Origin of the sequence: Paeniglutamicibacter kerguelensis, from assembly GCF_017876535.1 — a bacterium.
Lineage (GTDB): Bacteria > Actinomycetota > Actinomycetes > Actinomycetales > Micrococcaceae > Paeniglutamicibacter > Paeniglutamicibacter kerguelensis.
This window is the reverse complement of the sequence record NZ_JAGIOF010000001.1, coordinates 266,728-290,988: the sequence shown is the minus strand read 5'-3', so window position 1 is coordinate 290,988 and position 24,261 is coordinate 266,728. Positions and strand designations below refer to the sequence as shown.

Annotated in this window: 22 protein-coding genes; 16 read left to right on the top strand and 6 right to left on the bottom strand. The window is 61.2% G+C overall.

Features of this window, described 5'->3' with window-relative positions:
• Positions 1-549 precede the first annotated feature (549 nt).
• From JOF47_RS01325 to JOF47_RS01300, 6 genes are all read left to right on the top strand, one after another.
• Positions 550-1,917 (top strand): MFS transporter, encoded by a 1,368-nt coding sequence (locus tag JOF47_RS01325; RefSeq protein ID WP_209995466.1) that lies wholly within the window; start codon positions 550-552, stop codon positions 1,915-1,917.
• A gap of 280 nt (positions 1,918-2,197) precedes the next feature.
• Positions 2,198-3,067, top strand: coding sequence for a tryptophan 2,3-dioxygenase (gene kynA / locus JOF47_RS01320; RefSeq protein WP_209995465.1), 870 nt, complete (start codon positions 2,198-2,200; stop codon positions 3,065-3,067).
• Positions 3,068-3,079: 12 nt separating this feature from the next.
• Positions 3,080-3,904: a PaaX family transcriptional regulator gene (locus JOF47_RS01315; RefSeq protein ID WP_209995464.1), complete on the top strand. Its 825-nt coding sequence runs from the start codon at positions 3,080-3,082 to the stop codon at positions 3,902-3,904.
• Between the two features lie 104 nt (positions 3,905-4,008).
• Positions 4,009-4,347 carry an ArsR/SmtB family transcription factor gene (locus tag JOF47_RS01310; RefSeq protein WP_342592677.1) on the top strand — a complete coding sequence of 113 codons (339 nt, stop codon included), beginning with the start codon at positions 4,009-4,011 and terminating at the stop codon, positions 4,345-4,347.
• A gap of 18 nt (positions 4,348-4,365) precedes the next feature.
• Positions 4,366-4,839 carry an SRPBCC family protein gene (locus JOF47_RS01305; protein ID WP_209995463.1) on the top strand — a complete coding sequence of 158 codons (474 nt, stop codon included), beginning with the start codon at positions 4,366-4,368 and terminating at the stop codon, positions 4,837-4,839.
• Between the two features lie 924 nt (positions 4,840-5,763).
• Positions 5,764-7,173, top strand: coding sequence for an NAD(P)-binding domain-containing protein (locus JOF47_RS01300; RefSeq protein ID WP_209995462.1), 1,410 nt, complete (start codon positions 5,764-5,766; stop codon positions 7,171-7,173).
• 175 nt (positions 7,174-7,348) lie between these two features.
• On the opposite strand, the gene JOF47_RS01295 is transcribed toward JOF47_RS01300, so the two are convergent.
• The 3 genes from JOF47_RS01295 to JOF47_RS01285 all read right to left on the bottom strand — a co-directional run bounded on the left by JOF47_RS01295 (position 7,349) and on the right by JOF47_RS01285 (position 10,079).
• Complete coding sequence (locus JOF47_RS01295) at positions 7,349-8,095, bottom strand: transglycosylase family protein (RefSeq protein ID WP_209995460.1); 747 nt, start codon at positions 8,093-8,095, stop codon at positions 7,349-7,351.
• Positions 8,096-8,414: 319 nt separating this feature from the next.
• Positions 8,415-9,104 (bottom strand): phosphonatase-like hydrolase, encoded by a 690-nt coding sequence (locus JOF47_RS01290; protein ID WP_209995458.1) that lies wholly within the window; start codon positions 9,102-9,104, stop codon positions 8,415-8,417.
• A gap of 24 nt (positions 9,105-9,128) precedes the next feature.
• Positions 9,129-10,079, bottom strand: a complete 951-nt coding sequence (locus JOF47_RS01285) for a GntR family transcriptional regulator (RefSeq protein WP_342592676.1) — start codon at positions 10,077-10,079, stop codon at positions 9,129-9,131.
• Here JOF47_RS01285 and JOF47_RS01280 point away from each other — a divergent pair.
• The 5 genes from JOF47_RS01280 (at position 10,054) to rarD (ending at position 14,747) form a co-directional block, all read left to right on the top strand.
• Positions 10,054-11,256: a TIGR03364 family FAD-dependent oxidoreductase gene (locus tag JOF47_RS01280; RefSeq protein WP_342592675.1), complete on the top strand. Its 1,203-nt coding sequence runs from the start codon at positions 10,054-10,056 to the stop codon at positions 11,254-11,256. The two genes, JOF47_RS01285 and JOF47_RS01280, sit on opposite strands and share 26 nt — an antisense overlap.
• Positions 11,257-11,270: 14 nt before the next feature.
• A complete protein-coding gene (locus JOF47_RS01275; protein WP_209995456.1) occupies positions 11,271-12,191 on the top strand; it encodes a phosphate/phosphite/phosphonate ABC transporter substrate-binding protein in 921 nt (306 codons plus the stop codon).
• Positions 12,191-13,000, top strand: a complete 810-nt coding sequence (locus JOF47_RS01270) for a phosphonate ABC transporter ATP-binding protein (RefSeq protein WP_209995454.1) — start codon at positions 12,191-12,193, stop codon at positions 12,998-13,000. Before JOF47_RS01275 ends, JOF47_RS01270 begins: the two co-directional genes overlap by 1 nt.
• A complete protein-coding gene (gene phnE, locus JOF47_RS01265; RefSeq protein ID WP_209995452.1) occupies positions 12,997-13,815 on the top strand; it encodes a phosphonate ABC transporter, permease protein PhnE in 819 nt (272 codons plus the stop codon). Before JOF47_RS01270 ends, phnE begins: the two co-directional genes overlap by 4 nt.
• A 71-nt stretch (positions 13,816-13,886) precedes the next feature.
• The gene (rarD, locus tag JOF47_RS01260) at positions 13,887-14,747 is read left to right on the top strand and encodes an EamA family transporter RarD (RefSeq protein WP_209995450.1); all 861 of its coding nucleotides are present in this window, start codon (positions 13,887-13,889) and stop codon (positions 14,745-14,747) included.
• 42 nt (positions 14,748-14,789) lie between these two features.
• Here the strand turns inward: rarD and JOF47_RS01255 are convergent, their stop codons facing one another.
• The 3 genes from JOF47_RS01255 to JOF47_RS01245 form a co-directional block, all read right to left on the bottom strand.
• Entirely contained in the window at positions 14,790-16,280 is a 1,491-nt protein-coding gene (locus JOF47_RS01255) for a TIGR01777 family oxidoreductase (RefSeq protein WP_209995448.1), read from the bottom strand.
• A gap of 485 nt (positions 16,281-16,765) precedes the next feature.
• Complete coding sequence (locus JOF47_RS01250; RefSeq protein ID WP_209995446.1) at positions 16,766-18,448, bottom strand: hypothetical protein; 1,683 nt, start codon at positions 18,446-18,448, stop codon at positions 16,766-16,768.
• A gap of 326 nt (positions 18,449-18,774) precedes the next feature.
• On the bottom strand, positions 18,775-19,509 hold the full coding sequence (locus tag JOF47_RS01245; protein WP_209995445.1) for a M50 family metallopeptidase: 735 nt from the start codon (positions 19,507-19,509) through the stop codon (positions 18,775-18,777).
• A 735-nt stretch (positions 19,510-20,244) separates the two neighbouring features.
• Here JOF47_RS01245 and JOF47_RS01240 point away from each other — a divergent pair.
• From JOF47_RS01240 to JOF47_RS01220, 5 genes are all read left to right on the top strand, one after another.
• On the top strand, positions 20,245-20,889 hold the full coding sequence (locus JOF47_RS01240; protein ID WP_209995444.1) for a DUF305 domain-containing protein: 645 nt from the start codon (positions 20,245-20,247) through the stop codon (positions 20,887-20,889).
• A 12-nt stretch (positions 20,890-20,901) separates the two neighbouring features.
• Entirely contained in the window at positions 20,902-21,504 is a 603-nt protein-coding gene (locus tag JOF47_RS01235; RefSeq protein WP_209995443.1) for a thioredoxin-like domain-containing protein, read from the top strand.
• Between the two features lie 24 nt (positions 21,505-21,528).
• On the top strand, positions 21,529-21,825 hold the full coding sequence (locus JOF47_RS01230) for a hypothetical protein (RefSeq protein ID WP_209995442.1): 297 nt from the start codon (positions 21,529-21,531) through the stop codon (positions 21,823-21,825).
• Positions 21,826-21,948: 123 nt separating this feature from the next.
• Positions 21,949-23,487: an AMP-binding protein gene (locus tag JOF47_RS01225; RefSeq protein ID WP_245356203.1), complete on the top strand. Its 1,539-nt coding sequence runs from the start codon at positions 21,949-21,951 to the stop codon at positions 23,485-23,487.
• 51 nt (positions 23,488-23,538) lie between these two features.
• Complete coding sequence (locus JOF47_RS01220) at positions 23,539-24,255, top strand: SGNH/GDSL hydrolase family protein (protein WP_209995440.1); 717 nt, start codon at positions 23,539-23,541, stop codon at positions 24,253-24,255.
• The last annotated feature ends 6 nt before the right edge of the window (positions 24,256-24,261 follow it).

Sequence of the window (24,261 nt, the reverse complement as noted above, 5' to 3'; positions counted from 1 at the left end):
CCACAAGGGGTTCTTGGACCCGTTCGGTTTGGCTGAATTCCATTCACGAAGGCGAACGACCGGAAAACCAGGACGCTGTCAGCATTCAGCCATCGTGACCGGCCTTCCCCAAGGGCGGGAATGAGACCTCTTATTTCTCCATCCGTCTGGTTCCCCATCAGTCAAGACGTGGACAATGGTTACGTCACGCAGGTGCAAACCGAGCTTTGTTGATGAACCAATGAACGGATCCACGGCAGAAACCGCACGTCCCCTTCGCCGCCGATTCCTTCAGTGATTCAGGGACAAACACCTGCCGGCCACGATGAGAACCGGGTCTGGGAAGGTCCTTTCCAGACCCTCGGGCACCCGCCCGAGGGGCCTATAACCAGCCCCCGGAGACAGGTGGGTAAGCGATCCAGTTGTCCATTCGATTTCAATGATCAGTCCGATAGCCACTTCGCCGTTGATCGGGAAAAGGACCCCGGTTCTACTTGTAGGGAGGAAAACGGTGTGCCGCAAGTCACACCCCCTTCATATTCATCCGATCTCAACCGCGAGGAGACCGTCGTGGCAACTACCACGGCCATCGGCTGCAGCCTCACCAAGGCCAGCACGCCAAGCAGCCGACGCAACTGGGGCATTGTTGTCATGCTCTTGATTTTCTCCATGCTCAACTTTGCCGACAAGGCAGCGATCGGGTTGGCCAGCAAGCCGATCCGAGAGACCATGGATCTCAGCGCCAGCCAGTACGGGTTGCTCTCCAGCGCATTCTTCTGGCTCTTTGCCATTGGAGCTGTGGCGTTGACCGCGGTTTTCCGGAAAATCTCCTACAACTGGGCCGTTGGCATCCTCATGATCACCTGGATCCTGACGATGCTGCCGCTGACCACGCAAACCACGTTTGGCGTCCTGCTGGCCAGTCGCATCGCCCTCGGATTCTTCGAAGGCCCCGCACATGCCTTGTGCCAATCAATCGTCCATAGCCTTTTCCCCGCCGAGAAGCGGGCCGCCGCCGGCGCCGTGGTCACGGCCGGAACATCGCTTGGCCCGCTGATCGCTGCCCCGATACTGACATGGATCATCCTGACGTGGGACTGGCACGCTTCGTTCATCTTCCTGATCGGCGTCAGCCTGGCATGGACCGCCGCGTGGTTCCTCTTCTCCGACCGCCTTCCTTTCCGAAAGCGCATTGAAACGGCCGAAGAGAAGCAAGCCACGGTCGATCCCAACGGCGACATCGTTGTTCCCTTCTACCGATTGTTGCTGCTCCCAAGCTTCTGGGGACTGGCACTGCTTTCCTTTGCCGGGTACCTGATCACCTCGCTCAAGGTCACGTGGCTGCCCGCCTTCATGAACGAAGGCCTGGGCTACTCGATGGAAACCGTCGGCATGCTGGTCGCCGTGCCGTACGTTGCCGCCATGGCGATCCTGCTCGGTGCGGGAGCACTCTCCGGCTGGCTGCTCAAGCGCGGATTCTCCTCCCGGGTGGCGCGCTCCTTCCTCACCGCAGCATGCCTTCTGTTCGCCGGCGTCTGCATGATCGCTTTCACCCAGGTCCCGGCGGGTCCGCTGCAATTGGCGCTGGTGGTCGCAGCCTTCTCCATCAATTCGGTCGCCTTCGCGATTGGTTTTGCTGGCGCCTCGGACTTCCTGCCCGCCCACCAGCGCGCTGCATTCTTTGGCTGCATCATCGCCGCATACTCGGTGGCAGGAATGATCGCACCCTACGCACTGGGGCTCATTGTTGAGAATGCAGCAACCCCCGCCGAGGGATACTCCAACGGGTTCTTCATCGTCGGCATCATCATCTGTGTCTTCGCCGTTATCGGCGGCCTCATGTTGAACCCCGCCCGCGCCCGGGTCCGCCTCCTGGAGCTCACTTCTATCTATGCGGTGCGCAAGCAGGCAGCCGAGGATGCCAACACGGCTCGCTGAACCGCTTCAAGTACATGAGGCCCAAATCAATACATTGACCGCCACTGTGCCCAGGTCCGAGAGGATCTGGGCACAGTGGCGGTCCCTGCCGAAACCTCCGAAGCTTCGGCAGGGACCGGCAGCCACCTTCACCACGACGAATCCACTTGGAGACTTTCCCCCGGAACCTCAAGGGCTCTCCACTGCATTGCCAGCGCCTCTTTTGACCTTTCGTTTTGCCGCTCCAAAACCATACATTTCACTCTCTTGACGCTAGTCGAGATAGTGATACGCTATCTTCATGGCTTGCCCGCACGCACAGACGCCCGAAGGCGCCCGCGAAATTGAAGACTCCGTCCGCACCGACTTCCGCAACACCATGTCGTATGGAAGCTACCTGGACCTGGAGCGCATCCTTTCGGCGCAGCATCCGGTCAGCGTCCCGGAACACCACGATGAAATGCTCTTTATCATCCAGCACCAAACCAGCGAACTGTGGCTCAAGTTGATGCTGCATGAATTGGTGGAGTCCCGCCGACTGATGGACAACGACGAAATGGGCAAGGCATTGAAGTGTCTGGCGCGCGTCAAGCACATCCAAAAGACACTCACCGAGCAGTGGTCGGTCCTGGCTACGCTGACCCCCCGCGAGTACGCGCAGTTCCGCGATTCCCTCGGCTCTTCCTCCGGCTTCCAGTCCTTCCAGTACCGCGCCGTTGAATTCATCCTGGGCAACAAGCACGAAGGCATGCTCAAGGTCTTCGAATCCGATCCGGCCGCCCACGAATTGCTGTCCAAGTTGCTGCGCGAACCCACCGTCTACGATGCGTTCCTTCATGCGCTTTCCCGTGCCGGCTACGCCATTCCCGAAGCGATCCTCAACCGCGACGTCACCAAGCCGTGGGTGTTCCACGAGGCGCTGGTTCCCGTTTTCAAGGACATCTATGAATCCGACGACACCGCCTGGAGCCTTTACCAGGCGTGTGAAGACCTGGTGGACCTCGAGGACAATTTCCAGGCCTGGCGCTTCCGCCACATGCGCGTGGTGCAGCGGACCATCGGCTTCAAGAAGGGCACCGGAGGCTCCTCGGGAGTCGACTTCCTCAAACGCGCACTGGACCTCACGTTCTTCCCGGAACTCTTTGCTGTCCGCACGGAAATCGGCAAGTAGTCCCCGCACCTCATGAACCCGGCACTCGATGACCTGGACGCCCGCCCCGGCAGCACCACCTCGCTGGTTCGCACCATCGTGGGTTTGTACATCCGCGAGCTCGGTGGCTGGATTTCCTCCACGCACCTCATTGCACTCATGGATGCGCTGGGCACCAGCGCCCAGGTCACCCGGACTGCCATTACGCGGCTCAAGAAGAAGGGAATCCTTGAGCCGCGTACCATGGACGGTGCGGTCGGGTTCGCACTCACCGACGCCGGCGAACGCATCCTTGCCCGAGGCGACCGCCGGATCTTCGAGCCGCGCTCCATGGAACCCGGGGATCCCTGGTGCCTGCTCTCATATTCGGTCCCCGAGGCGGAACGCGAAAGACGCCACCAGCTCCGCCGGCACCTCCATGGAATCGGCGGAGGCCTGGTCGCCCCCGGACTGTGGATCTTCCCCGAATACTTGCGGACCGAACTCTGGGAGATCCTGCAAGCACTGGAACTGGAGGACCACGCCACGGTCTTTGTTTCACAGAGCCCGGAGATGACCGGAAACATGCGAGGCGCAGCCTCGACCTGGTGGGATCTCGAGTCATTGGCGGCCTTGCACCACGCATTTATCGCGCTGAACCATGCAGTCCCCGAAGCCGAGGACTCCGAGGCATCGGAAAGTTTCGCAACGTATGTGCGTGCCATCGATTCCTGGCGGACCATCCCCTACCTTGACCCCGGCCTGCCTCCGCGTTGCCTGCCGGAGCAATGGCCCGGCCGCGACAGCGCCGGACTATTCCTGCGCATTCAGGCCAGCCATGCAGGCCCGGCACGCGGCTTTGTCCAGGCACTCCGGTAGGAGCTGGAAGGCCGCGGGAAATATCCCTGCACCTCTTGACTGTGGCACGCGGTCGGCGCATTCTGTTATCAACCGATTGGTTGATAAAGAAAGAAGTTGAATACGTGTCGTTCGATGAGCACGCTCTTGACCGGGCCTTCATGGCCCTTGCCGATCCCACCAGACGGCAAATCATAGCCCGGCTTTCCCGTGGCCCGGCCACCCTCAACGAGCTTGCCGAACCGTTCGAAATGACCAAACAGGCTATTTCGAAGCACATTCAGGTGTTGGAAAGGGCGCAGCTGGTCACTCGCACCCGCGAGGCACAGCGCCGCCCGGTCCACCTGAATCCAGCCCTCCTGGCCGAGCTAACCGGATGGATAGACCAATATCGACTGGTTACGGAACGCAAGTTCAGCCGTCTCGACGCCATTTTGAAGAATCGATCCGCATCCGACGGATAACCAAACGAAAGCCGCATCATGAGCAACGCATTGAAACTCAGCGTCCCGGACGGGCAACCGTTCATCGACTTCACCCGTGAATTCGATTTTCCCGTTGCCGCAGTGTTCGAAGCACACCGCGACCCCGCGCTGGTCGCCCAGTGGCTGGGACCGAACGGCATGAAAATGGAAATCGACCACTACGATTTCCGCACCGGCGGTTCCTACAAGTACACCCACTCCGACGGCTCGGGAAAATACGGATTCACCGGCGTGTTCCACACTGTGCGAGAGAATGAATTCGCCCTGCAGACCTTCGAGTTTGACGGTTACCCGGATATTGTCGCCATGGACTACATGCGCTTCGAGCCACTGGAGGGCAACAGGTGCAGGCTTGTTGGCCATTCGGTGTATCCGACCCAAGAGGCACGCGACGGAATGGCCGCCTCAGGCATGGAACAGGGAATGTCGGAGGGTTATGTCCGGCTGGAAACCCTGCTCGGCGACCGCTAGGAACCCAAACGGTCGGGGCGCAACGGATTGCGCCCCGACCGTTTGGCAGCGGGTGCCCACCGAACCCCGAAGAGCGCACCCGGCCCGGCACGACCCCGTCAGGACATGCCTTCGATCGACAACCCGGCAGTTCCGAAAAGCCGGTTCAAATCCACCCACGGGGACCGGTTGCCGTCCCTCCCTCAAGTAGTTGCCATCCAAAGCGAACCGGCCAGCCCTTGCCGGCGGGGTTTCTCGGCCCACAGCGTCTTGCGCCAATTCGGATCCCTAGTGGTGCCCATCCTGACCGGGTAGTTGGCATCGGCTCCCAAACGATTCCAAGCCGGTTAGGCCATGCTCACCCAAGCTCGCAATTGAGCGCCCGGCCACGCATCCTGCGGTTCCCGTCTCCGCCTGGACGAGGGAACCAAAAACGAAATTTGCGGATAAATATTCGGGTATCAGCAAATTTCCGCAAGTCAATTTCACTGTTGCGTCCCCTGCCGGCGGTGTACGTATTCACTGATTTCAGGGCACATTCACTCCCTTGATTTCGCGATATTTGATGAAATATAACAATTTGAATCGAGCGCATTTCCTCCGGTAACATGCATTGAATTGATCCAGCCAATTTGACTTGGCCATCCACTCCTGTTGCCATGGAAGGGAGCCAGTTGCCATTGTCGAACCGATGCCTGGCTCACTCGGAACCGCACAGACCGCTACATTCCGGTCATTTCTATCATTGCGGCGCCTCTCCCCTTGCCGGGATTGAGGCCATGGAGCATATTGCCATTGCGGCGCGAAGTACGCCGCACCTGATGCAGGGGAACTCGAAAGGGTTCCTCCACTAGGTCGCATCTCCAACCGCGATTTCCCTATGGCGCGGTTCCGATATACCCGAATCCATGGGTAACTAATCGGTTTGAGAAATGAGGAGAAAGCATGAGCATTCGAGTCGGAATCATTGGTGCCGGACCGAGCGGAATGGCGCAGTTGCGAGCATTTGAGGCAGCACGCAAGCAAGGCGCCGCCATGCCCGAAATCACTTGCTTCGAAAAGCAGTCGGACTGGGGCGGACAGTGGAACTACTCATGGCACACGGGCATCGACGGGGCCGGCGAATCAGCTCATTCCTCGATGTACCGCCACCTATGGTCGAACGGCCCCAAGGAGTGCCTCGAGTTTGCCGACTACACCTTTGACGAACACTTCGGTCGCCCCATTTCCTCATTCCCGCCACGCGCCGTCCTGTTCGACTACATCAGCGGTCGCGTCGAAAAATCAGACGTGCGCAAGTACGTCCGCTTCAACACCGCGGTGCGCTGGGTCAACTACGACGAAGCGACCGAGGTGTTCACGGTTGAGAGCCAGAATGTGAAAACCGGGGCAAGTGAAACCCACGTCTTCGACAAGCTGGTGGTTTCGACCGGACACTTCTCCGTACCCAACATCCCGGAATTCGAGGGGATCAACACCTTTCCCGGCGAGATCATGCACGCACATGACTTCCGTGGCGCCGAGCGGTTCGCTGGCAAGGACCTGTTGATGATTGGCTCGTCGTATTCGGCGGAAGACATCGGCATGCAGGCCCACAAGATGGGTGCCGCCTCGGTGACCCTGAGCTACAGGTCCTCCCCCATGGGCTACGACTGGCCGTCGAGCACCGTGGAACGCCCTTTGGTCACCCTCTTCGAAGGGCGTACCGCCCAATTCTCCGACGGCACCAGCGGCGAGTTCGATGCAGTGATCCTGTGCACCGGCTACCTTCACAAGTACCCGTTCCTGCCGTCCACCATGACCATCAGCTCTTCCAACGTGCTGTACCCGGGCAACCTGTACAAGGGTGTTGTGTGGCAGCAAAACACCAACCTGTTCTATCTGGGCGCCCAAGACCAGTACTACACCTTCAACATGTTTGATGCCCAAGCCTGGTTTGCCAGGGATGTCATGGTTGGCAAGATCGAGATTCCGACCGCGGAAGATCGGTCTGCCGACATCAGTCGCTGGCTCGAACGCCAAAACGCCCTGAAGGGCCACGACGAGGAGTCCGATTTCCAGACAGACTACGTGCGGGAGCTCATTAACGCCACCGACTACCCGGAATTCGATCTTGACTCCGTCAACGCGCTTTTCAAGGACTGGATGCGCCACAAGAGCGAAGACATCTTGGGGTACCGCGACCAGACACATCGCTCGGCGATCACCGGCACGATGTCGGAACCGCACCATACGCGTTGGATCAACGCCATGGACGATTCCCTGGAACGGTATCTAAACGGCCCCTCGGAGAACGTGAACACCAATGCCATGGCAACGCTTGATGTCGAGGGTCGACTCGCCGGCCACAAGTAACACAGACATTCGCCCAGGCACTCGCATCGGGCCCGCCCCATTCAGCATGGAGGCGGGCCCTGCCCCTTTTGCCGTTGCCGATTGCTTCCCCAAACGCAAAAGGGCCGCCCGCCGGCCCGCGATGCGGGAGCCGTTGGACAGCCCTTCTTGATCCGTTCCCCGAAAGGTTGGCGGATTACTTGGTCGGCAGGTCCAAGGACTGGCCGACGAAGATAAGGTTTGCGCTCGGAAGAACATCCTGGTTCAGCGAGAATAGGTCCTGCCAGTTGTTCAGACCCTGCGATTTGGCAATCTTGAACAGGGTGTCACCGGACTTGACGGTGTAGTTCTTGCCCGAATCCTTGACGTTCACGTTCACCGCGGGGGCCTTGGCGACAGGCGCGGCCACACGCTTGCCACTGGATGCGAAGCTCTTGGCCGGAACCGACTTGGTCTTGTATGCGGTCCGCTCATACGAAGCCCCGGCCGATTTGCTTGAAGTCGAGGCGTAGTAGCTCTTGGAGGACTTCTTCTGCGTGGTGGCCTTCTTGGCGGGGCTCGCGTAGCTCTTCGAGACGGAACCCTTCCCGCCGGAAAGACCCAATTTGGCAGAGCATGCGGGCCATGCGCCCCAGCCCTGGCCGGCCTTGACCTTTTCGGCCACGCGGATCTGCTCTGACTTCGAGGCGTTGTGCGCGCTTCCGGTGCCGCCGTAGGCCTTCCACGTCGAGTTGGTGAACTGCAGGCCGCCCTTGAAGCCGTTGCCGGTGTTGATGCCCCAGTTTCCGCCGGATTCACACTGTGCCAGTGAGTCCCAGGTGCTGGTCCCGGCCGCGGAGGCCGGCGCAACGGACATTGCCATCGCACCACCGGCCAGAGCCACTGCGGCGAGCGTTGCGGCGCCGCGGCGAATGTTTTTCTTCTTGGTGTTTTGCTGGATCATGGTTCTCCAGTGCCATCCCCGCATAGGTCGTCCCCGACCATTGTGGCGTCGTTGTCCGGCGTCGCATTCGACGTCTGGGTGGCTACTGCCGCGTTGGACAACGGAGGATATCCGGCAGTAGTTGTATCGTGTTCCGCAACCTGCTGTTATAGAAACGTTACTAAACGACCGTACGATACACCCCCCGCCCCGAGTCAAGCCCGCCCATCGCAAATGCTGCGTTTGCACTAGTCAGCGTCCATAAAAAAGTTTTTTCACAGAAAACGGTGCTCCGGTGGCCCTATTGGCCACCGGAGCACCGTTACCGAGTCGAGATTTTTTACTTGCTGACTAGTGCTGTTGCAACGACATTCGGAAGGTGCCGGACGCCCTCAAGCACCCATTCGTGGGGGTGCGCTTCAAGCTGCTCACGATTCAATGCACCGGTAAGCACACCCAGCGGCCGGACGCCGGCGTTGTGGGCCGCATAGAGGTCAACAACAGTGTCGCCACCGGCAATCACATTTCGAACGTTGTGCACTCCGGTGGCTTCCATGACATGGTGGATCAAGTATGGTGCAGGTCGTCCCGCAGCCACCTCGTCGCTGGTCACCACGGCATCCAGCAATTCACCCTCACCGATGCCCCATCCAAGCGTTTCCAGAATTGGCGCGGCCACATCGCGGGAGAAACCAGTGGTCAGCCCCACCTTAATGCCACGTGCTTTCAACTCGCGCAGGGCATCTTCGACACCAGGCAATGCCACCGGCGGGTTCGCAGCATAGAACTGCGCCAGCAATGCACGGAACTCACCAAATTGGCGGGCAACGACGGCAGGGTCTGCGGCAACCCCGCCCAGCTCCATCAGGGCCGCGATGGCCTCGGTCTTGTCGGCGCCCATCCACGTCTGCAGGTCATCCGCGCTTACCGTGGCACCAGTTGCCGTGACAGATTCCTCCAACGCGCGGTAAACATCCCCGTGCTCATCCACGGTGGTGCCGGCCATGTCCAAAACTACAAGTTCAATCATTTTTCTTTCCTTATTTTTATCGTTTTAGGCAACCAAGGGAATGCGCACCAACGCAGCCCTTGTTTGCCTCGTATTTTCAATGACGAAGTTCGCCAAATGAGGCAAATACCTGTCGTCGGAACATTCCAAAACACTTCCGTCCTGTCCGAAGGTCAGCCGGCGCTCACGCAACAATGCGGCACCCGGCGGTACGTTCAACAGGGAAGCATCCACCTCGTCGGCACTCACCGCATCTATCAAGTGCTTGCCCCGGGAAAGATCAATCCCCTGCGAGGTCAGGTATCCAAAAATCGATCCGCTATCGGTATCGAAATCGAAAAGCGCGTTGCCGGCTTCCGGAACAAAGTTGCCGCGCTCCACCATGGTCGGAACCCCGTCAAGCAATCTCAAGCGCAGTATCTGCACCACCGGATCTCCGGGCTCAAGGTTCATTTGACCCGCCAGGTACTCATCGGCCCCGCGGCGGGCGATCTCCAAGGTTTTTTGCCCTGGCACCCTGCCCATGGAATGCGCCCACTCGGTAAAGGACATAAACGTGGCAAATGGCTGAGAAGGCACGGCATGTGCCACCACCGGCGGTTTGCCTCGCCCCCCGGTGATCAGGCCCTCGCTGCGCAAGGTGGCCAAGGCCTGTCTGATGGTTCCGCGAGAGACCTCGTGGGCACCGCAGAGCTCGGCCTCGCTGGGAAGTCCCTGGCCCTCTTTCCAGGCCCCGGATGAAATCCGTTGGCGGAAAAGTTCGCTGAGACGCTGGTGCATGGGTTCATCTGCTATCGGCAACACAATCTTGAGCATACAAGTGAAAATGGCGCGATTTCGGGGTATTTGGCAAACGACAAGTGAACAGATCGTGGCCGCTTGACGACCAAAATGAACCGTTGGTGAACTTGTCTGAACAAGTGCCATTTCAGCTTGAAACGGGCCAGTTCGATCAGCAAATATCAATGCCGTGAACATCTCCAATATGAATTCCACGGCCATCCAAGAACCGGTGGCGAGCAGCGACGTACTGATCATCGGGGCAGGCATTATCGGTCTCGCCCATGCTGGCCTGGCCCACCAAGCGGGCCTGAGCGTCACCGTCATCGACCGCGACCACCGCGCCGTCGGCGCCTCGATCCGCAACTTTGGCCATGCCTGCATCACCGCGCAGCACGGCGAACTCTACGACCTCGCCCAAGCAGGACGACGACACTGGCTTGGCTTTGCCGACAAGGCCGGATTCTGGGCTGCCGAAGCCGGCGCCCTGGTAGTTGCCGCGACCGAAACCGAGCTGCAGCTGCTGCGCGAATTCTCGGATTCCCGGCCGCCCGGCCAGGTCACCGTGTTGAATGCGGAAGAGGTCCGGGCCAAGCTCGGCCGGGAGAACACCAACGGCATCCGCGGCGGCGCATTCCTGGCGGACGACCTGCGCGTGGACCCCCGGACCACCGTTGGCACCTTGGCATCGTGGCTGAACAAGCAAGAGAACGCCGCAGTACATTTCAACACCGCGGCGTTGGGCTTTGGCGAGGGAACCGAACGCCGGGCCCGCGTTGCCACCAGCAGGGGTGCCTACGAGGCCGATCAGGTCTTCATCTGCGTCGGCCACGATGTCGACTACCTGTTCCCGGAGATCGCGGCCGAACACCAAATCAAGCGTTGCGCACTTCAGATGACTGCGGCTCCCGCCCCGGAGAGCACCTCCATCATTCCGGCGGTGCTGACGGCAACCTCGATGCTGCGCTACGACGCCTTCACGCAGATGCCCTCGGCGAGCGCACTGCGCGAACAGGTCAAGGCGGCCCGCCCCGACTTGTTGGACATCGGCGCCAACGTGATGTTCACCCAGCGACCCGACGGCACGCTGCTCCTCGGGGACTCCCATTCATACGCACTGACCCAGCCACCGTTCCTCACCGAGTCCACCTCCGACCTCTTGCTGCAGGCCGCCGCCCAGGTGCTGGACGTGGAAGCGATCCACCCCACCGAACGCTGGCAGGGCGTCTACGCCTCATCCGACGTGGCACCGGTGTTGGTACGCAACATCTCCGACTCCATCACCCTGGTCTCCGTCACCAGCGGGATCGGCATGACCCTCTCCTTCGGCCTGGCCGAGGCAAACCTCAACGCATTTCTTTCCTCCCCACTCGCACGCACCACTGCACGCTAAGGACCCAGACCACCATGAGACTCTCCCGCACACTCGCACTGTCCCTGGCCACCCTCGCGGCCTTCACCATGGTTGGTTGCTCCTCCGCCGAGACCCCGGCCAAGGCAGACGCCCAGGCCAGCAGCTTCTGCCCTAACGGCGAGCTGAAGTTCGGCATCGAGCCCTTCGAGGATCCCTCCAAGCTCGAACCCGCCTACAACGTCCTTGCCGCGGCGCTGGGCAAGGAATTGAACTGCAAGGTCGAGGTCCAGGTCGTTGAGGACTACGCCGCCGAGGTGCTTTCGATGCGCAACGGCAAGCTGGACATCGGCCAATTCGGTCCCATGGGCTACGTCTTCGCCTCCACCAAGGCAAACGCCGAACCGCTGGTTTCCTTCGGCACCGCCGACGGCAAGCTTTCCTCCTACACCGCAGGCATCTGGGTCCCCAAGGACTCCCCGATCAAGAGCATCGACGACCTGCGCGGCAAGGACCTGGCCCTTGGCTCGGTCGGTTCAACCAGCGGCGACGTGCTTCCCCGCTTCGGCTTGAAGAAGGCCGGCATTGCCGAGGACGAGCTGAACATGAACTACGCCGGCGGCCACCCGGAGGCCCTGATCGCCCTGACCAAGGGCACCGTGGATGCCGCACAAATCAACTCGCAGACCTTGGCCAGCGCCCAGGAAGCCGGAAACTTCGATCCGGCGAACTTCCGCCAGGTCTGGGAGAGCGAAGCGATCCCGAACGACCCGATCACCGTTTCCGCAGACGCCAATCCGGCCTTCAAGTCAGCGGTGAAGGACGCCCTGCTCAACCTGGCACCGGCCGACATCGAGGCAGTGGGCAAGTTCCTGGACGTCTCCCCCGCCGGCGGCATGGTCGAGGTCTCCAAGGAAACGTACTCCCCGCTCTTCGACCTTGCATCCACCATGGGCCTGACCGAGGACGACATCTAATGACAACGCTGAACCTGCCCACGCCGCTGGCATTGCCCGCTCCCCCCGCCGACGAGCCGATCTTGCGGGTATCGAACCTGACCAAGTCATTCGGCGGCCGCACGGTCCTGGACGGCGTGGACTTCACGCTGCACCGCGGATCCGTCGTCGCATTCCTGGGCGCCAACGGGTCGGGGAAATCCACCACCCTCAAGTGCGTCATGGGCTTGGAAACCCCCGAAGCCGGTTCCATCCAATTGGACGGCACCGAGCTGTCCAACCTGCGCGGCGGCGAACTGACCCGCGCCCGGGCATCGGTTGCCATGGTCTTCCAGAAGATCCATCTGGTGCCCCGGCGCACCGCCCTGGAAAACGTATGTGCCGGGGCCCTTGGACGGATCAGCGGCCCGGCGTCGGTCAGCCCCATGTTCTTCCCCCGTGAACTCAAGGAAGAAGCGATGGCCGCCCTGGCCCGGGTGGGTCTTGCGGACCGCGCCCACGAAAAGGCAGGCCGGCTCTCCGGCGGCCAGGCACAGCGCGTGGCCGTGGCCCGGGCCCTGTGCCAGCGTGCCAGCGTCCTGCTCGCCGACGAACCCGTATCCGCATTGGACCCCCGTGCGGCCGAGGAAGTCATGGCCCTGCTTGCCGAACTGGCGCACGAGGAAAACCTCGCCGTCGCGGCCGTGCTGCACCAACCGGACCTGGCCATGCGCCATGCCGACCACGTCATTGGACTGATCAACGGCCGCATCGAGTACTCCGGCGAGATTTCCGGCCTTGATGCCTCCATGCTGTCCCGCCTTTACACCCCGAATCGAGTCGCGGCATGAGCACGCCGGTAGCAACCCTCTCAGTACCAAAGGTCCCCAATGCCGGTTGGCGGATGACCTCCATACTCACTGCCATTGCGGTGTTCATCGTGTTTCACGTCTTTGCGTTGCGCGGCACAGACTTCCAGCTCTCGGCACTAGTCAGCGGGGCCGAAGGAATGGCTTCCTTCCTGGCCGACGCATTCCCGCCCGACCTTGACTGGGACAAGGTGGTGGCACCCGCGTTGAAGGCAACGACCGTAACGCTGTGGATCGGGTTGCTCGGCACCACCCTCTCCATCCCCAGCGCATTGCTGCTGGCGGTTTTCGCTTCCCGCACCACCACGCCCCACCCGTGGGTGTACCAGCTCTCCCGGGCGATCCTGTCCTTCTTCCGCGCGGTGCCAGACATCGTCTTCGCCCTCATCTTCGTGACGGCGGTCGGCCTCGGCCCCTTCGCCGGCGTGCTCGCCTTGATCTGCCACAACACCGGCGTGATGGGCAAGCTCTGGGCCGAGTCCATGGAGGAAACCGATTCCGGTCCGCAGCAGGCGCTCTCCACCGCCGGAGCCTCCCGGTTCCAGCAGGTCACCCACGCCGCGCTGCCCATGGTGCTCGGCCAGTTCGTCGGCCTGCTGCTCTACCGCTTCGACGTGAATGTCCGCTCCTCCCTGGTGCTTGGGCTCGTCGGCGCGGGCGGCATCGGCCTGCTGATCAACCAGTCCATCAAGTCCTTCCGCTTCGATGCGATGCTCACCCAGATCCTCGTGGTCCTGGTCCTGATCATCCTCGTCGACCAGCTTTCCTCCTTCATCAGGCGCAAATTGGAGGTCTGATCAAGGCCTTCGGCAAACGGTCAATTAGACTGAAGGTCCCAGTACAAACCCATAGAGACGGAGCGTCTTCGGTGAATCGCGGCGTTCTTGCCTCCATCATTGCCTCGGCACTATTCGCAACCATTTTCCTCATATCAGGTTCCCTGAGCGGCATCGGGCCGAATGAGGTCTACGGCTGGCGGATAGTGCTGACATTGTTAATCCTGGTTCCGGTGTACGGACTGGTCCCGGGGAGACGGGCAGAGATGCTGGCCCTGCTCGGGCGCATCAAGGCGCGCCCCGGACTGCTTTTCTACGGTGCGATCGCCAGTTCCCTGGTGGGAGTCCAGCTGTGGCTGTTCATGTACGCACCAATGAACGGGTTCGCGCTGGCCACCTCGCTCGGCTACTTCCTGCTGCCCCTGGTCATGGTCGTCGTCGGACGCGTGTTTTTTGCCGAAAAGCTCTCCCGGTGGCAAAAGATCGCCGTAGTGCTGGCTGCCGTGGGCGTCGGCCACCAGTTGGTCTTTGCGGGCGGGCTGGCCTGGCCAACCCTCCTGATCTGCCTGGGATACCCTGTCTACTTTGCGGCCAGGCGCAGGGCACGCTTTGAATCCAACGCCGCGTTCACCCTGGAGATACTTTTCCTGACCCCGCTGGCCGTGTACTTCATCTTCGCCGGTGTCCGCGAACCGGGTTCATCCCTGGTTCCGGTGTTTGCCATCGGCATTTTGGGGGCGGTGGCCATGTTCCTGTACCTGGGTGCCGCGTCGTTGCTGTCCCTCTCGATCTTCGGCCTTTTGAGCTATGTGGAGCCGGTACTGCTCCTGCTTGCGGCGGTGGCCATGGGTGAGCAGCTCTTCCTCCGGGATGCGTTCACCTACGCACCCATCATTTTGGCCCTGTCCGTCCTGGCCCTTGACGGGTTCCGCTCGACCCGGTCATTGCGCTAGGCGGCCGGCTCGCGGTTTCCTTCCGGTCAGCGGCAGCGGAAACTACGAGTGGCCGAGGTTGTGCCGAAGTACAGATTCAAGGTCCGCGTGCCTGAATTCATAGCCGCTGGCGACGAGCTTTTCGCTCGAAACCCGCTGGTCGGCAAACGCCAGTTCGGATGCACCTTCCTCACCCAGCAGGAGCCTGGGGCCGAACTTCGGAACCGGAAGCCTTGCCGGCCGGCGCAGGACCTTGCCCAGTATCTGCGCATACTGTTTGGCTTGGACCGGGTTCGGCGCCACGGCATTGACCGGGCCCGTGATCTCCGGCGTGAAAAGGGCGTGGGCGTAGATTCCGGCCATGTCGTCGATGCCCACCCAGGACTGCCAAGCCTCCGCTCCCAGCGGGCCGCCGATCCCCAGCGCATAGAGCGGCAGCAGTTGCTGCAACGCCCCCCCGGACGGCGACTGCACCAGGCCGGTCCGAATGTTCACCACACGGACGCCGGCTTCCAGCGCCGGGGCGCACGCTTCCTCCCATGCAAGGCAGACCCTGGCAAGAAAGTCGTTTCCCGGGTGGGATTCCTCGGTTAACGGCAGTGCCGCGGACCCTCCATGCGGCGAGGCACCATAGATGCCGATCGCGGAGGCACAAACAAGACTGCGCTGTTTCCCGTCTGCGGCAAGCGTCGCGAGGGTCTTTGCCAGGAGCTTGGTTCCGTCCACCCGGGACGACATGATCTTGTCCTTGGTCCCTTCCGTAAAGCGTCCGCCAATGGTGTGGCCGGCCAGGTTGACCACTGCGTCGACGTCGGCAAGCTCTTCCGGGTCCAGAATGCCCAGTTCTGGATTCCAAAAGATGCGATCAACCCCGTTGGCGGCATCCCGGTTCCGGACCAGCCGCTTGACACGGTGTCCCCCGCCGCCGAGCAGGCCGCAAAGCTGGGTGCCGATCGTTCCCGAAGCGCCGCTCACCGCGATCGTCAGAGGCTTTGAGGCGTAGTGGGCATGGAACTTGAGGTCGGCGCGCAACGTACGTTCGCGATAGCGGAAGACCTGGGTGAGTTCGCGTGCAAATGCCTTCTCGCTGAGCACCCGGGGCTGGTGCCACGGCAGCTTTCCCACGACCGGCAGCTCGAATTCGACGACGTCGCGCATGAGCGTGCCGGGTTTCCCGTCCACCATGAAGTCCGAAAAGAAATGTTGGTGTTCCCACCGGGACAGCGGGCCGGATTCCATGATGTCCGTGAAGCGGTGTCCCCGGTCCAAGGAAATGTGCTTGGCCTTCCAGGGGATTTCGGCACGCACCCGGCCGGGCAATCCCAGTGTCCGTGCACCTGTCGCAACGGCTGCAGTCAATCCCATGCCCATCGTTCCGGGTGCGGCCACGTCCAAGATTGCGCGCGAACCGACGTTGAGGCCACGGTCGGGTTCCTGCCGGATCGTGCCCATGAAGGGCGCAGAGAGCCGGGGCAATGCGCCCGGGCGTTCGAACCAGGCGAAGACCTCGTCACGGTCAAACGGCAGACTTGTGTTGTACTCAAAGATCGCCATTGTTCGCACCCTTCAATCCACGTATCACCAAGCCTAGGCGAATCGCCTTCATGTGCACCGGGACGGGTCGCAAATACTTTTCCGGTTCCCGAGTCCAAAACGTCGGAGCGTCGGGGTGTAATTGTCATATCGGCGCAAGCTGAAGGGAGCCGAAGATGACAACCGGGATGCCCGCGTACGCCACCTTGATGGAGCTGCGCACCGCGGGGTGGACACTGCAACAAATTTCGGAAACCTATGGGGTCAGTGAAGCCAGCATTCGCAGTGCCCTTGCACTCCATTTCATGTGGCGAAAGTCCGCCGCCTAGCATCATTGCGGGAGCCCTGGAATCCCAGGATTCGCGGGATCTTTCGTTCCATCTCAACCCGGAATCCGGGACGGTGGGAATGGCCGGCCATGAAGCCTGGGCTGGCACGCATGCGGAATTCCTCATGCCCGTTCCCGCGTCGAGGCGTCGTCCAGTGGCTGACGCGCGGGAGATCTTCTAGAGCACGAAGGTGTCGTGAGCCACCAGTTCGTGGAGTTCGATACGTCCGTCCGGCAACTTCCAGTAATGAACTCGGCGTGCCGCGGCGACACCGCTTTCAACGCTCATCCTCCAACAGGTTGCCCCGTCTTCATCGCGGACCATCTGCGGATCGTCCCCGCCCATGCCGATGCGCTTCGGGTGCACTTCACGCGCCTTCATCCGATCCGCGCGGCCCGTCAGCAGTTGGGTCAATGCCTTCAGCGTCTTGGCCCGCAAGGCAGCGTCGTGGGTGTAGAAGGAAGCCGCGAACTTGGGTCCGACCTTGTAGTTTTCGTTCCAGGGGTATTCCGACTTTTCATTCGCCGGCACCCGTTCCACCCATTCCATGTACAGCTCGTGCCGCAAGGCCAATTCATCATCGAGGAACTTCTCACGCGCATTGGAGACAACGACGACGTCATGGGAGCGGGCCTTCTTCCGTGCCGCTTTATGCGCCTCGTTCAACGCCTCCGATTTGCTCTTCAAAAGAGTGCGGAGCTTGTTTGCCTCGTCCCGATAGTGCGCGACCTGTTCCAAGGCCAATGCAAGTTCATCGATTGAACCGCTGGCCTCCTGGCGACGCAAAACAGCCAATTGGGATTTGAGGGCATCGATTTTCAGCAACGCCTGCCGCAAGGCATCGCCCTGTTTCTCCGCCGTCGGAATTGCCGGAATGCCCAGCGTCACGGCGGCTTGCTCGGACTCGGAAAGTTCCGGAACATAATCCCGGTCCAGGGCCAACCATGGAATCCCGCCGCGAATCAACGAGGGGGCAGTGGCCACCGGTTCGTCATCATCCACGTCAACCAGAACCAGTTTCCGAACCCCGGCGGCGTTCACCAGGCGGGCCACGACGACTTGCCCCGGGGCCAACAAGGAATCGACATCGTCAAGTTCGTTGGAGGAGACATCTTCGCGCCAGACCGTGATCTTTTCCCCGGGCATCGGAGTCAGCACGGCAAACTCCGCGCTTGCCTCCAAAACCAGGCAGAGGACCACTTGGTTCCAGGAATAGTGTTGCAACAGGCGCGGATGGGTCAACGAGTCGCGAAGGGACAACTGTTTTTTCTTCGGATCGTAGATACCGCTAAGCCTGCTCCCTTCGCTGAAAACCCAAGTAAGCGGCGCATCGGCATAGACGTCTTCGCTCTTGAGCTCAGCAGTCTTCCCGGTGTCCAATGCGACGTCGGCAGTGAACCCGTTGTCCCGAAAACCTGTGACGATTCCCGACACCAGGGCCGTGTGGCTACCTGTCGCAGTCGAGATCGAACCGGGGGAAGCGATGGTGCGGACGGGCTCGGCAGCACGGCGGCCAGGCCCAGGCGTTGGCGCAGTGGGCACCACCAACGTTCTTGGGTTGGGCAGGAACAGAACTTCGTCAATGACTTCATTCGTGATCTGTTCAACGGAATCCCCTGGACGGACGATATGTGGCTTGCCAGGCGGAATGCCGTCCTCGCTGATGCCGATCGGGTACACGCGTGCTGCCGTCCCGAACACGTCCCAGCCCCGTGGGAGATTGTCGCGTAGTTCATAGGTGATCCTGCCCGAAGGCACTTCAATGACTTCTGCCCAATCCTTGACCTCGTCATAGATTGTTTCGGTGTCGAAGTCGGCGCAGTCACGCCGCAGGCTGCGTGTAACGATGATGGAGTGCAACCGACGGGGCTGCATGAGATGGAGCGCCAGTTCTTGTCCGGAGAACTTCCAACTTTGTACGCCCATGGTCTGCTCCCTCCGTCGCTGCACTGGAACCGGAATCGTGTGACTGTGGCTCTAACTTACCCGAGCCAGTCTCCAATTCATCGGCTAATTGGCCAACGCTTGACGGGAAACCGCATTCTTGCTGACTACTGTGTAATCCATTGCCCTTTTGACCTAGCCCTTTTCGTTGGGGCTTCTAATCGAACCCGTCAAACATGACCAGGAGTGTCACAACTTGATCCTGCGACGAGTCGGTTCAGGCTTGGGCGCCTCACGGTCGGCTAACCCCGGAGCATCAGGGCCAGCATCATTGTTGAAACCACGACGCACGCACTCACAGCCACGATGAACCCCAGCAGCCAAACCCATGCCGGCAGCCAGCTTCGGGTTGCCAGCAAATAGGCATCGGAGGACGCGAGGAGTTCCCTTCGACTGACGTGGACACCCAGGATTTTGAACAAATCACGGACCCCTCCGATCAGGAGCATGAGTCCCAGCGACAGGACTACCCATGCGATCGCGTACTTTGGAGTGAACACCACCAGCAATTGCGCGATCGCCGCCGAGGCCAGTGCCACCAATATCCCCACCCAGTTGCGCAAGAAAATCAGGGATACAAGTAAGATCAGGGCCCCAACCGACAATGCCGCGGATCCGTAGCCGTAATACGTTGAACCAATCAAGACCGTTCCCACGAGCGCCGGCACCGGGTATCCCCAGAACCCGCTCCACGCCGCGGAGAAGCCCGGCTTTCCGCTACTGACCAGCTCGCCGGAGTGGTCGAGCCCGATCTTGAGCCCATGGACAAAGCGCCCGGTCATGAGAGCCGCAAAAGCGTGCCCGAGTTCGTGGACAAAGGTCACGTAGAGGCCGAAATATCTCCAGGTGGCCCTGGGAACCGTAAGCAGAATGCAGATGGCAATGATTGCCAAGATGGGGAACAACGTGAAGCTCAGCGGTTCGGTTCGAACGAATCCTTGAAGGACCGCCTGCCACCACGTGTCTAGTATCTGCATTTGCCAACCCTACTGGTGCACTCTGTGGACAAGTTGAGACTCGGATCGACATGAGTGCGGACTGATTTTCGCGCTTCCGAAGACGTTCCTTGTTTCCGGAGAACTAAAGATCTAATGAATGTATGTTCGAAGATTTTACAGGTAAGAATTTGGGGTTCGAAAATCGAGGGATTTGCGGAAAAGCCAAGGCCGGCCAACTCCGGCACTCGGATATCCAGTCCGCGACCGGACGCAATATCGACGGGAAATGCGCCCCCCATGCCGGACATTTTCACAGCATCCACACAACTTTCATTCGTAAAGTTGACTGCTCAACTAACTTTTGTCGAAGGAGGCCCTTGTATTGAAGCGACTATCCGGCTTGCTACTTGCCCTGGCCCTCCTGTTGCCACTGTGTCTGTCCCACGGAGCGATGTCGGGCGCAAACAGCCAAGACGTAGTGGTTGCCGGCGAAACGCATTGCCCGGTGGACATGCCAGATCATCATTCCTGCGCGCCTGCTGCGGACCCGGTCCCAAACATCTCGCAGATTGCACCAAGGCCGGACTCGAACGAACTGTTCGGGGCTTCTCCCGCTGTCGCTGCCGACATCGCGAGGCTTCCCCGGGCGCAGGATTCCCCCGCCCCTGATCTGTATCAGCTTTCAATCACACGCAGATAGACAGCCCGCTCCTGCTGTTTCCGCGCACGGTTATTCCTGCGCACATTCACTACGTGTACCCAAGGACCAACTTAATGTCCGATTCAAAAACGTCGCGTTCCCTGATCATTGCCTTGGCGGCACTTGTCATTGCCGTGGGTTTCGGCGGCTGGATGCTGGGAACAACAAACCCACACAGCACCTTCCCCTCAGACGCATCACCGGAGGCCGGATTCGCCCGGGACATGCAGACGCATCATCAACAGGCCGTCCAGCTCTCCATGATTATCAGGGACAACTCAACCAACGCCGCGGTACGCTCGTTCGCCTATGACATTGCCCTGACCCAACAGCAGCAATCAGGCCAAATGTACGCATGGATTGAACTTTGGGGACTGCCTCAAACTGGTGAATCCATGACCTGGATGAACGACCTGCTCTCCGAGGACCCCTCCCATGCCAGCCACGGGACCCCGACTTCGGACAAGGCCCACACCATGGCATCAATGGGCATGGCCACCCAGGAGCAAATTAAGGCACTCACCGATGTCCGTGGCGCCGAAGCCGACCGGCAATTCCTCACCCTGATGATCGCGCACCACATGGGCGGTGTGGAAATGGCCCAGGCATACCTGGACCGTGGACACAACGCCATGGTGCGCACGTTCGCCCAAAAAATCGTTATGACCCAAGAAGCCGAAATTACGGCCCTGACCCAGCTGTTGAATCAACTGGACTAAAGGATTCCAATCATGAACAAACGTGAAGAAGCCCAAGCCGTCATCGCCAAGACAAAGGCCAAGGAAAAACGGACAAAGATCCTCACCATCTCCATTGCAGCCGCCGCAGTGCTGGCCATTGCCGTGCCCACAGCCGTAGTGCTTAGTGGCGCAGCACAAGACAAGGCCGCAATCGCTTCCGCCGCAGCTGCCCCCATCGAGGGCGTGCAAACCTTCAAGATCGGAACGGCAAACCACACCCAGGCGCCGGTGAAATACGAGCAGAAACCCGGCGTGGGCGGGGACCATTTCCCGGTCTGGGCCAATTGCGGCATTTACACGAAGCCCGTCCAAGAAACCGCCGGCGTCCATTCGATGGAGCACGGCGCAGTCTGGATCACCTATGACGGCATCAGTGACGCCGACGTCAAGGCTCTCGACGCTGTTGTCGGCGACCGCACCTACCTTCTGCTCAGCCCGTTCCCGGGCCAGGAAGCCAAGATCAAGCTCAGCGCCTGGGGTGAGCAGCTGAGCGTGGATTCCCCGACGGATCCGCGCATAGAGGCCTTCATCAAGAAGTACCGCCAGGGCCCGCAGACCCCCGAACCGGGTGCGGCATGCACCGGCGGCATCTAGGCTAAAAGAAAAAGGAGAAGGAACATGTCACTATTGCCCTCCGCTTTGGCGGGAACAGGATTGATCGGCGGCTTCGCCACGGCCCGATCCACCAAGAACCGCCCGCTGGGCGGCGCGGTCCTGGCCGCCGCCGGGACTGGTGCCTTCCTGCTGTGGAAGTCCAATGCGGGAACGCCCCGGGCCGCCGCGCTGAGCGCGCTTTACCTGGCCGCGTTTGGTGCCTCGCACCCGCTGGCCAAGAAGATCGGGGCATGGCCTGCCGTCAACACGGTGACCGCGGTCGTGGTCCTGGCCTCGCTGGTTGTCGGCCGACGCCGATAGCTTAACCCTCTCCGGCAAACGGCTGCCGGGCTGGTAGCTTGACTCCAGAAAAGCAATTTCAAGCGATCTCCCAAGGTGGTCATCCGGGTCATGCAAGCGTTTAACATCCAAGTTGCATCAAGGATGCCTGCCGCAGTCAAACCAGCAGTGTTGCTGTGCGACAGGCATCCGGCGCAGGACATCGCGTTCACGGTGATCGATTCGAACCTTGACTCGGTGGACCTGAGCTATGCGCAGCTGAGGGACCGGTCGGAGCGGGCGGCCGCGCTCTTCGCTTCCATGGGCATTAAGCCCGGGGACCGCGTGGCAACACTGATGTCCAAGAGCGCCGAACTGGTTTATGCCCTCTTGGGCCTGTGGCGTCTGGGCGCCGTCCACGTGCCGCTCTTCACGGCCTTCGCCACCCCGGCCATCGAGGTCCGCGTGGCGGGAGCCAACGCGAAGCTGATCGTGGCCGACGAATCCCAGCTGCACAAACTCGACGTCCTGGACTACCCTGTGCTTCCCACCGCGGAACTCGAGGCCATGCTCGAGGAGCAGCCGACCGGCTTCGTGGCGTGCACCCGTTCACTGAACGACCCGCTGGTCGAGATCTTCACCTCCGGAACCACCGGCACACCCAAGGGTGTGCCGGTGCCGGTGCGTGCGCTTGAGGCGTTCCACGTCTACTTCAGCTACGGCCTTGACGTGCGCCAGGACGATGTTTTCTGGAATATGGCGGATCCCGGGTGGGCCTACGGCCTGTACTACGGCATTCTGGCGCCCCTGTATGCCGGACGCCGCAACCTCTTGTTGACCACGGGGTTCAACGCCGATACCTGCTGGGAGGTGCTGGCCAAGTTCTCGGTCACGAACATTGCCGCGGCCCCGACGATCGTGCGCTCGATGCGGGCGGCCAAACCCGAGGGCGTACCGGGCCTGAAGATCCTCAGGGCTTCCTCGGCGGGCGAACCGCTCGATGCCACGACGATCGCCTGGTCCGAATCCGTTCTGGGCGTGCCCGTCCGCGACCACTACGGGCAGACCGAGATGGGCATGTGCATCGTCAACGGTTGGGCGCCCGAAATCATCGATGACATCAAGCCCGGATCCATGGGCCGCCCCATGCCTGGCTACTCGGCCTGCGTGTTGCAAGAGGACAACGACGACTACGCGCCGACGGGAACCCGCGGACGCGTGGCAATCAACATCCCCACGTCGCCGATGATGTGGTTCAACGGCTATTCCGGGGATCCGCAACGCACGGCGGCGCGCTACTCGGCCGACGGCCGGTGGTACTACACCGGGGACGCGGGCAGCATGGACGAGGACGGCTATATCTTCTTCTCCTCGCGCGACGACGACGTGATCATCATGGCCGGATACCGGATCGGCCCGTTCGAGGTCGAATCGGTGCTGGCCGCACACCCGGACGTCCTTGAATCGGCGGTCATCGGTGTGCCGGACGAGCTTCGCGGCGAGGTCCTCATCGCCTATGTGGTGCTGCGCAAGGGGCTCGAGGGCAGCGACGAAATGACCGCCGAACTGCAAAACCTGGTCAAGACGCAGTACGCGGCCCACGCCTACCCGCGCCGCATCACCTATGTCGCCGAACTGCCCAAGACCCCCTCGGGCAAGCTGCAGCGCTACGTGTTGCGGGAAGCCGAATCGTTGCGGGATTGAGTCCCAATCCCCCGCCCCGGAGTCCTATGCTGGGGCAAAGGGGGGATGGCCATGAAATCCCATCGGCCGTTGCATTCGCTGGCACTTGTTGCAGTCCTTGGGGCACTGCTCGGCCTGGAAGGTTCACCAGGCACGTTTTTGCCCTCACCCACGGCCTTCGATGCCCAGCTCAACCCGAACGCCACGACATTCGTCGTCGCCGGCGATTCAATCACCGCGGCCGGAAGCGAGGCTGTGTGGGCAGGCAAGCTCGGGGAAGCCTCGTGGATCAACTTCGTCGATCCCACGGGATCCGGCGGCACCCGGGTCGGCTGGCGTGGTGGCTGGGCCCTCGGCGGGGCGCAAACCGGCGACATGGCCCGGGCCCTGCGCTACCGAAACGCCAATGCGCTGGTTGTCCTGGCCGGCACCAACGACGTGGCCCACCGGATCCCCCATGAAATCACCGGGCGGAACATCGAGCGGATCGTGCTGATCGTCTCATCCGACACAGTCATCATTTCCAGTGTTCCCCCGCGCGACAACGCAACCGATGCCACCCGGGAGTACAACGGCTTCCTGCAGGCCCTGGCCGCCAGGCACGGCTGGGTCTTTGTGGATGCCGCGGCAGGTCTGCGCACCGCCGAGGGCAAGTTCAGGCCGGGCCTCAGCGACGACGGGGTGCACCCCAACGTCGCGGGCGCGGCGGTCCTGGGCCACGCCATCGGCCAAGCCCTGGCCGGCATTCGGTTGCTCGCCGGCGGTCCGATCCAGCCTGCGACCCCCTAGGCTGGG